Here is a 13,674-nt window from a genome sequence, read left to right as displayed (position 1 = left end):
GGACAACAGCTTGACCTCATAAAATCTCAGCCGACCGGTGCGCCCTGCCGTTGCTCCGCAAAATACCACAGGTCATCAGCGGTAATGATACAAGGCGGATCTTCTGGCCAATACTCAGCAGGGATGCTGGAATCCTTCGCAAGATAGGCTTCCTCCAATGTCGCGCCGGCATCCAGCAGGTGATAGCGATAATTCGACATCGCAGCCGCTCGACGCAGATCATTGCGGATTTGCTCATCTGTCACCTTCGATAATGCCCAGGTGCCCACAACAGACCTTCGTTCTTGGCCGTTCGGTTCTACCTGGCTAATACCCAACGTGAAACGCCAGCGAGCGCAGCCATAACGCTTGCTCATCTTCCCGTAGCCATTCACATTTACAGCTCGGATACCCGTTTCAAGGATCGCGTTCTTCGCCGGCCTCCGGTTCTCAGGGCCCGGTGCCTTCAGATGACGCAACTCAGATATAAAATACTGCCAGGCCATCTTCAGCGACTCATTCCAATCCCCAGCCGCTTCAGCGTCGGTTACACTGTCAATCGCAATCCCTTCTGCGTGAAATATGCGAATTCGCCATTCACCCCTGGCCCGGTAAAGCCCCAGCGGAAGGTAGAGCTTAACGCCTTCAACCACCTTTTCAATGAAATGAATTTGAAAGTTATTCAGGTAGACCCTGCGGTGGGGCGTCCTCAAGTCATAACTTTGAAGGGTCGCAGCCAGTTTCTCTGGATCTCCTCCCGTAGTTCTCACTACCGGCTGCCACGGTGCTGCGGAATATGAGTCCATGATCTCAGCCAGATCCAGGTGATCCGGCAGTGTCACTGTCTGCCTCAGAATATCTGGGGGACATCTTCGAAACGCGGAATCGCTTCCGGGAACTTTCCCTCTGAACGCAACCGGTTATAGTACCGGCGAACCTGTATCGCCTGGCTTACAATCTCCTCGAACCTGGCCTTCGCGGCGGCCACATCCGTAACATCGTGCTCGCTGATTGCGCCAGCATAATAATGCGTCGTCCTGCAAGCGCCGCCCGGCGGCTTCACCGTGACCAACGCGGTTACCGACACCACCTTATAGTCCTTTCTCGTCCCTCGGCTAATGCTCACTCCTGTCACACCACAATCCACCAGTGGATCTCGCTCCATGCCGTTTGCCCGAGCTCGCCGGTCTACGACATAACGCGAGGTGTTGCCCTCAAGGAACTCTGTCAGAATCTCAAATGACTTCTCCAGAGACCTGACAGGATTTCCTTCATGATCGCTGTCAGCGACATTGGATCCGATGACGGCTTCCTCGCTAACCAGGTGGAGCCGCCAGCAACGCATCGCGTTGTTCCGTGATATCCCCCTCGGCACCCACAGCTTCGTCCCATCATCCAGATCAACCGGCCGGAATGTGACTGGGAATCCGTTGATGGACAAAGGCTGCGGGGGGCGGTCAAAGACGATCATTGTTCACTAGCGCCAAAATCCTATCGTTCAGTTTTTGGAAGTCCTTGTCGGACAGCAACCCCGCTTGGTTCGCACGCACAGACAGGCCGCCCAAGCGCTTTATGCCTTCATCAAACCGCTGCCGAGCCTCTGCGCTTAACGGCTTAATCCCCTGCGAACTCTCTTCCACACGATCCAGCATGCGCTCCAGCTCTTGCGTGATGTATTCGGGACTTTCCCGGACAAACCCGGAACGGTCAACCCAGCCGTCATACTCCGTCAGTCGCAGAAGCACGAAGGCAGAACCCAGCGCCAGGGCATAGAGCAGCGTGCGCCACCCCCCGTCAATACCGCCAACCAGGGCCAGCGAGGATATCAGAAGGGACATACCAAAAACCCACTGAAACAAACGCTTCAACCTCAAAACGGCACCCTCTCAGCTTCGATCAAACCGCGTTAATTTGACATCCTCACCGCCCTGAAGAGACGGTGATTCCTCCTGCGAGACGCTCATGCCCGAGCGCGAGAATGTTCCGGGCCGCGTTAACATCACGGCTGCCGTGAATGACACCACACACACGGCACGTCCATTCTCTTATTCGTAGACCTTCCAGGCCTGATGGGCCTGTGCGGCTGTTACACGCGCTACAGGTTACGGTGGTGTATCGTTCATCGACCAGTCCAAAAACCACGCCTGCGCCTGCGCATTTGTACTCCAGCATGGTTTTCAGTATTCCCCACCCCGCGTCCAGTGACGACTTCGCCATCCGGGTTTTGGTTATGGCCTGGGTGTTGATGTTGCCAACGAATATGGCGGCGTTTTCGTTCACCAGCCGCCGTGAAAATTGGTGCATCGCATCCTTGCGGCGGTTGGCGACCTTCGCATGGATCGCCTTCACCCGTTGCTTTTTCCGTGCCCGCTGGGCAACGGCCAGTTTGTCTTCCATGGCCCGATACCAGCGCCCAGTGAGCTTTTCACCATTAGAGCAAATAGCCGCGTCTTTGCAGCCCAGGTCAATACCGACAGCGCCGGTTCCTGCCGATTGCTCAACCGGAACCTCGACAACGACATTGAAATACCAGCGGCCACGGGCGTCCTCGCTGAATGTCGCACTGCGAAAACGGTGCTGGGAGAGTCCATGGCTGTCCCAGACCTTGTAGTGCTGGCCGTGGAAGAACACCTGACCGTTTTTCCACTTAGCCTGGCCGGTATTCACCGGAATCCAACCCAGTGACCGGCGCACCCCAGCCGTCTTCCGCCACGCCAGGCGCTGCTTTCTGAACTGCTGACGACGGGTGACGTATTCGGCACCAATTCGTTGCACGGTATGACTGTGAAGCCCCAGCTCCTTGCCTGCCCCGTTGGTGTATCTCTGAATGTCGTAGGCCGACAGGAAGATGCCCCGCTCACGGATCGAGCGAGAACTCAGCTCGTTGATGAAATTCCACACGAAATTCACAGCCGCCGCCTGACGACGCAGCGCCTTTCCGTGCTTGTCGCGAACGCGAACTTTGAGGGTTTTGATGGTCAATTCAGTCATGGTCTTTAGTTGCGTCGTTTCAGGCGTTTTACCGGGAATCCGGGGATTCCGCGCTATCCTTCCCCGCACTCAAAGTACGGGGCTTGTCGCGCAATATGGTCACTGTTCTGACATGATCCAGTTCGCCCTTTTTGTCTTTATCCGACAATTTGCTGTACCGCATTTTCAACAGCCTTTTATGCCATCGAGTTGCCTGCTCCCGATCATCCGGGTAATCCAAAACATACCCGATCTGGTCAGCGAGCTGCTGAAACGCTTCTCGCTGCACAGCCTCGTATTTCAGATCCGCAAGCAGGTGCGAGCACATAACAATCTTCTCGGGCCACACCCCCTTCCAACGCTGAAATTCTTTTGAAAACTCCGATAGCCCCCTTTTGAAGAAATTCTCCCCCTTTGCGCTCTTCTCACTTCCATCTGGCTGGTAATGAATCCGCCACTCTCGCCCTAAAGGCGTTATTGTCACGCCCAGACCGCCTGAACCAACTCGAAAAAACACTATAGGTTCCGCTCTGCCTTTCCAGAACAAGAAGCACCCAATCGCATACAGCGCTACACCAATCATCGACACTTCAAGCGTCAGATCCAATAACGGCTCAGCTTCGACGACCCGAACCAGCCCTGCCCCTTGTGCATACTCATAAAGGTTCGAGATCGTGACGCCCAGTAGCGATGCAAAAATAGCGGCGGGGATGATGCTCAACAAGAAGGTGTGTACGGCCAGCAGCGGGAGCCATGGGTAGTTGCGTGCCATTCGGGAATTCAACGGGTGACCACCTTTGGCCTCTCGGTAGAACACCCATGACGCAAGACAGTACAGCGCAAAACACACGGCCGTCAGATAAAATACAGGCGATGCGACAGCGCTATCACTAAGCACTTCCAGTAGGGTCGCATCCTGCTGAGGATAGAGGAGAGATAGTCCCAGCACCCCAAAAAACATGGCCGTCACGCCCGCCAGCCCAATCACAACACCAAGCCCAATAATCACGCCAGCTTTCACCGCACCTCCCCCTAACCTGTAACTGCCCGCCCCGTAGGGCGGGCCTTCAGCGTCAGCGTACTGATTCACTCGTATAAGTGTGCAGCACCCGGTTCGCGTTATACCCTTCGAAAATCTTCCTCTGGGCCTCCTGAATCGTCTTCACCTCGTCGCCAAGGTACCGTGTGAGTGCATCATCCGACGGACGGATCATGATCAGCCCCGTATACCGGCTCTTCACCCACAATGCATCGTCTTCGTTTGGGCCCGTCGCCAGCGTCATATCCAGGCGATCAAATGACTGGGACTCCAGCTCGGTTCCCAAATCCGGGAATACGAATTCCCCGTCGACATCCTTGGTGTAAACCTTATGACTGACCGGATCGTTACCATCCGGCAGAAGGTTACCCTGGTTCCGGCGCTCATAACTCATCTCGAAGATGTCGTAGCCCGGTGTCACCAGGTCAAAATACACTGCCTGACCCGTCAGGGTTGGTGACAGGATCGCACCGACCTCCTCAGTGACCTCCGGTACCGGGAATCCAAAGTTTGGGTAGTTCTCCACGGACACCATCGTTGACTCGCCCGACTCGTATTTACGGCGCACCTGAAGCCCGCCTTCGCCAACATTCACCGTTTTCACGCTGGATGCCACAGACGCGCTTGCCGCCGACAACGCTTCAATGGAGTGGTTGCGCCACGTTTGCGGGTGAAGCCAGAAGCTCTCCATGTCCACAAGATTGCTTTCCACAGGCTTTATCAGGCTCTCTGGCAGCAAATCAAGGGATACCCTAACCTCATCCCCATCTTGGCCCTGAACGCCTTTCTCGTAGCTGTAGCGCTCCAGAATCATGTCGCCATAACTGTTGAAGTTATATCCCATGACCAGAAGATCCCGAGACCGGCCATCAGCCACTACGCCGAAGCCGCCGCCCAAGGTCTGGAATACCGCGTCGTCGGGCTTCACCACCACCGCGTCAATGCCCTCTGCGCCATCAACCGCCAGCGTGTAATAGCTCCCCCAACCGGAATCGTCGCCCTCAACATCTGCGCAATTCGTCTTGGTGCCGTTGTAGCTCAACAGAGTCACTTCGTAGCTGTCGTCAATCAGGTCGCGCTGAATCGAAAACGCCTGCGTGATTGATGCGCCTGCCGATACCGGCCTTGATGCCGTCAGCGTCAGGTAATGACCGCTCACTACGTCATCCAGATTTACAACCCCATTGGCATCGCTGCGCAAGGTCTTGATGAGAGCACCGTTGGCGTCGTGAACCAGAATGTCTGCTCCAGACGCAGTACAAATGCGGTCTGTCCCGACCTCATTCGAATCGTCAACATAGATCACCAGCTGTTCTACTGCCTCACCAACCTCCAGACCTGGATCGCTGGTATCACCACCACCGCTTGTCGGCGGCACCACGATTACAATGTCTTCGCCGCCAGGATTCTGGGCCGGCTCATCGCTGCTATCGCTGATACAACCGGCCAGCCCTACCGAGCATCCCATCGCCAGTAACAGGCGCTTGGCCTGCCATCCCTTCACATTACTTTTCACGGCGTTACCTCTTTGTTGAACACGATGTTATCTGCTTTCACCATTACGCTAATCCCAAGTGCCTAATCTGCAACCGCAGGGCCTCCGGGTATTCATCGGCAAGCAAGGGTAATGGTAGAGGGCGGCAAAGCTGAGGAGGCCGGTAAAGGCCCAGCCTGAACCTCGGCTTTCAGCGGCAGTTGCCCGCTTTACGGTAACCAGCCGCTATCGCTTCGGCTTCGCTGGAAAACTCAACGCGGTTCCGGTCTGCCATGGCGTTATAGCTGGGGCAGCCTGTGGGGAGGTGGTAAACCTTCGAGTTCCGGTTGCCGTGAATCGGCCCCGGCAAGTCAATAGAATGGCTGTCTTTGGCGGACAATGAACTTCCCGCGTGCCGGAGACCCTCTCCGCTGTTCGTATGCCCCAAGCTCCAGGTCTTCGCGCCCGTGACAAAGGGGTTCTCATGACCCATTACGGCCGCAATCCGATCATGGCGCACGCGCTCCCAATCGGTCACCGGGTACTGGCGATCCCACGCCATCATGATCTGCTGCTGGGCCCTGGACATCGGCAGGTTGTAGCGGTCGTGCATATACATGTACGTCCGAGCCACCAAACCACGCGCTTCCGGTCGTGGCTCAGCCGCTCGCTGCGAGAAATCTACGCGGGAGGGGCACGCGCCATGTTGGTACGGTGCCGAAGCTGGAAACTGGGTAAACCGATAATTGCTCCGGTCAGCGTTAAACTCGCCTACAACCGGCGTCAGATTGAACAGATCCACGTACATGACGTTGAACACCGCATCGTTCGATACGCAGTTTCGACGACCACCCTCCTGCCAGCATTGACGCTGGTGGCCCAGTGAGTGCGCCGGCATGATATGCTCCCATTCGATCCTCTTGGCCCGGTTCTCCTGCGCCCGGATCTCATACCCGCAACCTTCCAGGTCTATCCGGCCTCCGGATTCTCCCGTCCAGCGCCATTGGCAGCCGCAGTACAACGTCCCGTAATCACTGGTGTTCCGATCCAAGTAAACATACTCTTTGGCCCAGACCTTCGCTTGCCGGAATGAGCTTGGGGTGTCCGCGTACGACGATAACGATAACGCCAGCAACAGTGCTGCGGTCATTGCCCTGGTTAACATTGGAATGATCTTCATGTTGATACAGCTCGCTTTTAACCCAGACCCAGTTGCTCGGCCAGTGCTTCAGTCGTCAGATCGACGCTGAACCTATCCCCGTTCACATAGAAAACTTCGACCCCCTCGCGCTGCGGGTTGTAAAGCGTTTTCGGAGCTATACGAGTGATCATGCCGGGACACACAAGCAGCATCTTTCCAGCAGCATCAACCACTTTCTTTTTGGTCAACTGGTCTTCCGTCATTAGCATGCCGGCGATGGCTCTTATCGCAGCTGCAACATCTTTGGTCTCTACTTTTTGGGTTATATTGTCTAGCACACTGCCTCTCTATACTTTCCAAGTGATTCTTTCTGCCAGGACAGCAACGCCGGTCATGCACAGTAGGGCAATCAAGGCCTCAATCGCGTTCATTAGCAATACGGCCATCACGCCTTCCCCTGAACACAAAAATCGAGTACGTTCTCGCAACTCAGCATTGCGCTCTTGATTATGTGAATGTCGGCCAGCGACGGTGATGCACCTCCATCCAACTCAACCGTGATCACAACGAAGGGCTTAGCCCGCGTATCAAGGCCGTTGATGATCGACTCAACCGCCCGCTTAAAGGCCCGAGGATTGGCTATCAGAGCCTTGTCGTCGCTATAGGCATCCTCGCCTTGCACTGATCGAGCGCCTGACAGATGCTCATAGCGTCCACGACCACCGAACCTGAGCTGATTCGTCCCTACCGTTATCTCAATCGGCGATCTCGCGGCCTTTTGGGTGACCCACGGGAAAACAACCGTCACGACAAAGCCTGAAACCGCTGCTACAAGCAAAGCGATCCCACCCAGCCCGTAAACCCCTGAGAGATCAGTGATGCCTGAGGTGTACCACTCGGCCTCCGGGTACCAATGCGAATGCGCCCATAAGGCCAAACCCAGGAGCGCGGTCAAAGCGCATCCGGCCATTCGGAGTCCCGGCCTCCAGGGCTGGTAAAGTTCGGGATTCTTTAACCCTCGCAGCTCTGACATCATCATGCTTCACTCTCTCCAGTTGGGATCTCTCTGTATCCCCAGTCCATTGAATTGAAGGCTAACTCCCTCATCATCTCTTCGCGATCTTGTTCCGACATGGCCTCCCATTCTGACCGGGGCATCTCCAACACGTCTTCGCAGGTTGAACCCACCATGTCGGTGCGAACGTAATACTTGATCCGGATTTGTTCCGACATATCTCTACTCCTGTATCCCGGCTGGCTAATGCTCAAAGTATCAGCTTTCCCCTTTTCTGCAATCAGCCCTCCCGGCATCAAAGGGTTCGCATGTACCAGGGATCCTCCGACTTGAGCTCCTGGGACTTTTTTCGGCCAAGCCGGTCGTCCTCTTCGGACTTTGTTTTCAGTAGCGGCTTTGATCCGCTCATGACACCCACTACCCCTCCGGGCACCCTGGCCCCGGCCATGTAACAGCCCGCCGGCAGCCAGTGGTACGGATCCAGCAGCGTCACTCGCCAGGCCTGTATATCCAATAACACCGGCTCCATACCCGGCACACCCCGAATCACCGACCGATCGCAAATCCCAAGCCATCTCTCTATTTCGATGTCTTCGCCAGAAATCACTCCAATCGGATCCCCGGTTCCAGCGGCACCAAGGGAGGCAAAGCAGCTGTTATGGCGACGACGGAATTCCATGATGTGTACCAGGTACTCTTGGGATTGAGAATGTCGAAAGACAACATTTTAGAGGGCGAGCTGAGGTAGGCAAACAAAAAAGCCCGCACGGGGCGGGCAAGGCACGGAGCGCGACACAAAAATCGGAGGCTTCAGGATGATATTTCCTCTGGGTCAGCCTTACGTTCATTTCAATATCTCATGGTCTTGATCTTCTGCAAGCCACTCGTCAGCCCACACCTTCTTCACATCCTACGAAACGTGCCAGCCTGTCAAGGCGTCCGCTCCGCCAACCGTCACACCAGACCTGATCACGCCAATCACCAACAGGATGCGGCGACTCTTTCACAGCCCTGCCCTGGATGCCCGCGAGGTAACCAGCACGATAGATCTCCGGCCCATCGATCACATAGGCGTCCATCTCTTGCTCAAGATCACAGCTCTCCAAGGACACGCGCAATCTCCCGTGAACGCTTAGGCCCAACACCCTTCACCGACGCCAGCTCCTGCTCACTCGCCTGAGCCATCGCCCGAATCGAGCCAAATGTCGCAAGCAAGGCCTCGGCAATGCCCGAGCTGACACCAGGAAGGCTTTCAAGCACGTAAAGTTTCTGACTCAACAGCGCCTTTGGCTTTTTCTTGTGTCTCGCTATGGGGGTAAACAAGCCGTCCACGAAATGGCTGGCCAGCTTCGCTATCTGATACGCACTATGATTAGCCCCCAGAGAGGTAAAGACGCTGACCCGCTGGATCGCCGCTAACCAGGAGATCGCCCCGTCCACCTGTTGAATCAGCATTGTCTGAGAATGACGATGAACATCACCCTCAATCAAAATCACCGGGATGACCTGGTGATCCGAGTTCGAGGCCCGGAAGTGGAGCCGCTCCGCCTGGTCAAACAGTCGACCGTCTCCAACAACGCTCGATTCAAAGTCATTTCGTGCGTCCGGTGAGGACTCTGTAGGGTCGCAACGCTTGCGCTCGATGAGCAGCTCGTTACCCTCACGATCCTCAACCCGGAAGTCACCCAGCTCCAGCGCAACCCGCTTTACCGTGATGTTGGGGTGACGTGACAGAATCTCTGATATCAACTTCGTTTCTCTGTGATCCACCTCTATCGTGACATCTCCCGGCATCTTGATGGACGCGATATCCAGGCGGTGCGATTCCTTGATCCGACTATCCGGATCCGTCATCAAACGTGATTTTCGAGACGGGCGATCAGGCCGATTGTCCGCTTCAGACTTTGCCAGCAAGTCTCCCCAGGGCTCCCCAAGAGAAGATCCCAGCATCTCCGCAATCGAGCGTTTCACCTCGGATACCACTTCCCTCGACACGGGATCTTCGTCCCTGACCGAAATCTTCAGCAACGCCTGGCCGTCCTTTTCCTCCAGCCAGGCTTTCACCGCCTTGGGATTCATATCCTTGTCCACTTCAGATAGTGCCGACTTGACCGCCGCCGGGGCCACGTAAAGCCGTACCGAACCATTCTTCGGGTGCTTCCACATTCTCAACATCTCGACCTCCTGATTCACACATTCCCCTCAAGGGAAAACTCAGCCCCGTTATAGGCAGCATCAAGACCATCCGAAATCGGTACCGCCGACTCCACAATGAAGCGACTCATCTCCCCAGAGGAGCAGCTGATGCCCAGCCGGCGCTTCGCCCTGGTCATCCCCACGTAGAACAAACGACGCTCTTCTTCGATCCCTTCAAGCTGGCCTAACACCTCAAGCTCTACCGCCTGCTTCGATGGCATCTCCAGCTCGTCTGCCTTATGGATCCATACAGAGTCCCACTCCATACCTTTCGCTCCGTGCAGGGTCGCGATGTCGACCACCACTTTTCTTTCGCCGTCTTCAAGAAGGCTTTCTTCATCCTCGCTGTCCGACTCAGGCTTCTTCCTTGTTGCCGACGCCAGGCGACGGCCCAACGAATCCTTCGGGTTGTCAGGATCCGGCTTCAGTATCCTCGCCGCGATCGCAGCAATCCGCTTGTCCTGCTCGCCAGCGGCGTATGTCCGAACCCACGCAAAGATCATGTCCATCGTCGTCAATCCGTCGCCATCCATCGACAACCTCGACCAAAGACTCAGCTGCTCCACAAACTCTTCAAAACGATGATCGTGGGATAGCTTGTCCGGCACCGGCTCATACAGACCGTGTTCAAGAACATGTTGTCGGTATACGTCAACGTCACCCGCATTACAGCCCGCCCACATCAACGCCGTACAACCGTTGCCAATCTTCCCTCGCTCTCGGCTATGCGCCAGCTCGGCCAGACCCAACACCAACCCCGCACCTCTTTGCTCCCAGATCGACTTCCCTCCGATCCGGTTTGTTTTCCAACCCACACCTTGTAGGTGACCTTCAAGCTCATCCAGCGATCGGTTTGTCCTACCAAGAACCGCTGGTCTTCCCGGCGAACTCTCTCGCTCATGAACCAGCAAAAAACGATCAAGGCTCTGGATCTCGTCTCGCTTGAAATTCTCAAATCGCTTGATCGTGACTCGGCCGACAGTGTCAGCCTTGGACTCTATCGCTTTGTCTATTCGAGCCCTGTTATTCCCTATGACGTTCTGGGCCGCACGAACAACCTCCGGGGAACACCGATAGCAGTCATTCAAAAAGTAATCCGAGGCCTTCGTCTCTACGGCAAACCGCTCCATCCCCTTGTAACCCAGCGCGTGACGGAATCCATAGATCGACTGATCATCATCCCCAACCACCGTTACCAGTATCCCGCGATTCCAATGCTCCTCCAGCCAGGCCAACTGAACCGGGGCCGTGTCCTGAAACTCATCCACCAGTAGGTGCGTAGCCGGAACCGGCTCCACTCGGCCATCTCGCATCCCCTCAACCGACATCCGAGCTATCTCTGAAAACTCGATCAGACCATCACGCTCCAGCAGATCCTGGTATGTGCTGAACAGCCGATATTCCTTCTCGTCGCCGTCGTCTGGATACATCCTCGCTGACAACCGAGCAATCACCTCTTCCGCAATGTCTGCCTCGTAGTCCGTTTGCGACTCCCTGATTGCCCGGCTCACCGCAATCTTCTGCTCAAACGGCTTCGGCGGACGACGACCATCAATCAGATCCAAAACCTGACGGCGAGCAAACGCATCAAACGTGCTCACCATCACTCGGGAAAGGTCAACCTTCTTCGCCAACCTCTCCCTCATCTCGCCCGCCGCCGCCGATGCAAACGTCACCAACCCAACCCGCGCTTGCGGGTCTTCCAGCAAATACCCCGTCCGGGCCACCAATAACGTCGTCTTCCCCGAACCAGGGCCCGCAATCACTCGCGCATGCCCCTTCGCTAACGCTGCCTTCTGTTGCTTCTCGCTCAGCCCCATAGCTCGCGTTACTCCTCGTCCATCAACATACCGACCGACTCACCACCAAAATCTTTCTTCTGCCCTTTCCGATCCTTCTCTGACGACGGCTTCGACAACTCACCATCATCACCAAACATCTTTGGCGTCGGCTCCAACCAATCTTCCTCCGGCGTCTCTGACTTCATCTCGGACGTTCCTTCAGGGTTCTCGCTGTCCTCGTATGACGGCAACGTGCTTAGGTGCCAGTCGGCAGCATGCCCTTCGCTCTCAGCATCACTTTGGGACGGACTGCCAAGATCGTCCGATACACTAGCCCCCAGTATGCTCCCCGGTTGTTTGGGCGAACGCTGATCTGACTTGTCCTCTGCCGACAACTGCGAAGAAGACCCCTGACCGCCCCGTAGAAGATGGTGCTCCAAATACGCAATCCGCTGCTCAAGCATGGCCAACCGATTCGCTACACCTGCATCCTTGTCGCCAACCTGCCCATCTGGCTGATCTTTGGTGCCTGCCGATACAGAGCCTCCAGTATGCGAAGACCTGTTGTTATGGTGCTCCGCAATCAACTCACGAATCCGACCTTCAACCTTCACTGGATCCAGCAGCCCCGTCAGGGTGATATCCTCGTCTCCGGATCCGGCGGTATAACAAACAAGATCCCCATAGCCTTTGAATCCCAGCATCTGCATGATTCGGCCCACGTACCCAACTCGCGCATTCACTCTGCGTATGTGGGCCAACTCTGTCGTGTTCTGATCCCGCTTTATGATGCCCTTGATCTCGACTACGCGATCCTCAGTGACCTGATATCGATTGGAGAGCTGGGGAATCAAAATCTTCATCAAGTAGATCCCGCCCACCACGACGAACGCCAACGCACGCACCAGGCCCGAAATCCCGGCATACCCTTCCTTTCCTGGCGGCTCCATGCCTGCCGAGTTCACGACCCATGACGCAAAGAATTCCGGCGCTACGATCAGCGGCAGAAACGCCAGCATCAAAACCCAATACCCAATGAAAGCCCTATGCGCCGGCCGAATATCTTTCCCAGTACCAATTTGCTCTACACTCATGCCGCCTCCTGCTTGCCAGCCGTAACCAGCCTCTCGTTCATTTGTTTGTTTGCCTCGCGGACATACCTCAGGGCTTTCTTGACGCTCTGAACCTCCGCTCGGATTCCACCCAACTCCCTCTCAACCTCGATCGCTTTGGCAATCTCCCACGCCTTGCCTGCACGGGTCAGCGTTGATTCCATGTACCAGTTACCCCGACCGCGCTTCAGGTACGTCGACCGGATCCTTGACCGACCGCCATCATTGGGTTTGATGAATCGGTATTTCGCCCAATAGATTTCCACCGTCTCTCCCTTGCACCGCACGTACACATTCAGACGCCCTTTCTCTGAAGGCTCTCTGTTCGCGTTCTCTGACAGGTGATACTCCCAGTGCTTTTGGGCCACCTGTTTAGCCTCTTCCACCAAATCCCCTAATCGCTTTTTCAGCGTTTCTTCCAATTCGGAATACATTGGTTTTTCTCACCTTTCTGCTTGGCTTGGAATTTGTGTTTTTTCCTACCCTCGCGCACGCGGGCGCGAGGGTAGGCTCACTTACCTTGCAAATCACCCGTAGGGTCGGAAATGCAATGTGTTTCCTACCCTAGCGACACTTGTTTTGCCTCCTGGTAGGCTGGCACCCCCTGTATCCGTAATAGGTTCGGAAATTGGTGGCGCTTCCTACCCTAGTGCCGCTTTTTTCTCTTGTTAGGGTAGGCCGACGATGCCTTGCCCCGATACAGGTTCGGAAAATGGGGTTATTTCCTACCCTAGCAAGTGGTTTTCTCATAGGTTCCAGACCTCTTTTCCTAACTAGGGTTGGAAAAACAAACCGCCTCCTACCCTCCGCGCATGAGGGTTGGAAGTAATGGAAAGGTTAACAACTCCGAAGGCCTGGTTTGTTTCAGAAAGAGGCGCTTTTCAGCAAGGGTTTCCGTCACCAGGGGGGATAGCGAGGCTCTAAAATGGCATTCACAGGTCTACAAAGATGCACTTAAAGGTACGCT

16 protein-coding genes are annotated in these 13,674 nt (G+C 55.6%); all 16 read right to left on the bottom strand.

Translation table 11 applies throughout. The annotated features are described in order from the left end of the window. Nucleotides 1–26: 26 nt before the first annotated feature. Nucleotides 27–821: a hypothetical protein gene (locus tag AQ621_RS00180; protein WP_058339753.1), complete on the bottom strand. Its 795-nt coding sequence runs from the start codon at nucleotides 819–821 to the stop codon at nucleotides 27–29. An 8-nt stretch (nucleotides 822–829) separates the two neighbouring features. Then, on the bottom strand, nucleotides 830–1,450 hold the full coding sequence (locus AQ621_RS00175) for a hypothetical protein (protein WP_145840205.1): 621 nt from the start codon (nucleotides 1,448–1,450) through the stop codon (nucleotides 830–832). Beyond that, complete coding sequence (locus AQ621_RS00170) at nucleotides 1,437–1,817, bottom strand: hypothetical protein (RefSeq protein ID WP_145840204.1); 381 nt, start codon at nucleotides 1,815–1,817, stop codon at nucleotides 1,437–1,439. Before AQ621_RS00170 ends, AQ621_RS00175 begins: the two co-directional genes overlap by 14 nt. 82 nt (nucleotides 1,818–1,899) lie before the next feature. Continuing rightward, entirely contained in the window at nucleotides 1,900–2,970 is a 1,071-nt protein-coding gene (locus tag AQ621_RS00165) for an RNA-guided endonuclease InsQ/TnpB family protein (RefSeq protein WP_058339750.1), read from the bottom strand. Nucleotides 2,971–2,998: 28 nt separating this feature from the next. Beyond that, nucleotides 2,999–3,970, bottom strand: coding sequence for a hypothetical protein (locus AQ621_RS00160; RefSeq protein ID WP_145840203.1), 972 nt, complete (start codon nucleotides 3,968–3,970; stop codon nucleotides 2,999–3,001). Nucleotides 3,971–4,022: 52 nt separating this feature from the next. Then, complete coding sequence (locus tag AQ621_RS00155) at nucleotides 4,023–5,504, bottom strand: hypothetical protein (RefSeq protein WP_058339748.1); 1,482 nt, start codon at nucleotides 5,502–5,504, stop codon at nucleotides 4,023–4,025. Nucleotides 5,505–5,673: 169 nt separating this feature from the next. Continuing rightward, complete coding sequence (locus tag AQ621_RS00150) at nucleotides 5,674–6,627, bottom strand: endonuclease (RefSeq protein ID WP_145840202.1); 954 nt, start codon at nucleotides 6,625–6,627, stop codon at nucleotides 5,674–5,676. 32 nt (nucleotides 6,628–6,659) lie between these two features. Continuing rightward, a complete protein-coding gene (locus AQ621_RS00145; RefSeq protein WP_058339746.1) occupies nucleotides 6,660–6,941 on the bottom strand; it encodes a hypothetical protein in 282 nt (93 codons plus the stop codon). Between the two features lie 107 nt (nucleotides 6,942–7,048). Next, the gene (locus AQ621_RS00140; RefSeq protein ID WP_145840201.1) at nucleotides 7,049–7,558 is read right to left on the bottom strand and encodes a hypothetical protein; all 510 of its coding nucleotides are present in this window, start codon (nucleotides 7,556–7,558) and stop codon (nucleotides 7,049–7,051) included. An 80-nt stretch (nucleotides 7,559–7,638) separates the two neighbouring features. Continuing rightward, nucleotides 7,639–7,836, bottom strand: a complete 198-nt coding sequence (locus AQ621_RS00135; RefSeq protein WP_058339744.1) for a DUF7167 family protein — start codon at nucleotides 7,834–7,836, stop codon at nucleotides 7,639–7,641. 77 nt (nucleotides 7,837–7,913) lie between these two features. Then, nucleotides 7,914–8,297: a hypothetical protein gene (locus AQ621_RS00130; RefSeq protein ID WP_058339743.1), complete on the bottom strand. Its 384-nt coding sequence runs from the start codon at nucleotides 8,295–8,297 to the stop codon at nucleotides 7,914–7,916. A gap of 208 nt (nucleotides 8,298–8,505) precedes the next feature. Continuing rightward, nucleotides 8,506–8,697, bottom strand: a complete 192-nt coding sequence (locus AQ621_RS17970; protein ID WP_227508190.1) for a ribosome modulation factor — start codon at nucleotides 8,695–8,697, stop codon at nucleotides 8,506–8,508. A 13-nt stretch (nucleotides 8,698–8,710) separates the two neighbouring features. Next, entirely contained in the window at nucleotides 8,711–9,793 is a 1,083-nt protein-coding gene (locus AQ621_RS00125; protein ID WP_058339742.1) for an ERCC4 domain-containing protein, read from the bottom strand. A gap of 14 nt (nucleotides 9,794–9,807) precedes the next feature. Further along, nucleotides 9,808–11,634: a UvrD-helicase domain-containing protein gene (locus AQ621_RS00120; protein ID WP_058339741.1), complete on the bottom strand. Its 1,827-nt coding sequence runs from the start codon at nucleotides 11,632–11,634 to the stop codon at nucleotides 9,808–9,810. An 8-nt stretch (nucleotides 11,635–11,642) separates the two neighbouring features. Continuing rightward, complete coding sequence (locus tag AQ621_RS00115) at nucleotides 11,643–12,689, bottom strand: PH domain-containing protein (RefSeq protein WP_058339740.1); 1,047 nt, start codon at nucleotides 12,687–12,689, stop codon at nucleotides 11,643–11,645. Next, nucleotides 12,686–13,141 carry a conjugative transfer protein MobI(A/C) gene (gene mobI / locus AQ621_RS00110; RefSeq protein WP_058339739.1) on the bottom strand — a complete coding sequence of 152 codons (456 nt, stop codon included), beginning with the start codon at nucleotides 13,139–13,141 and terminating at the stop codon, nucleotides 12,686–12,688. The genes AQ621_RS00115 and mobI overlap by 4 nt, the downstream gene beginning before the upstream one ends. Nucleotides 13,142–13,674 lie beyond the last annotated feature (533 nt).

Source organism: Marinobacter sp. P4B1 (assembly GCF_001447135.1).
In the GTDB taxonomy this organism is placed as follows: domain Bacteria; phylum Pseudomonadota; class Gammaproteobacteria; order Pseudomonadales; family Oleiphilaceae; genus Marinobacter; species Marinobacter vinifirmus.
Note: the sequence above shows the minus strand (reverse complement) of the source record. Positions and strands in the feature narration are given on the sequence as shown.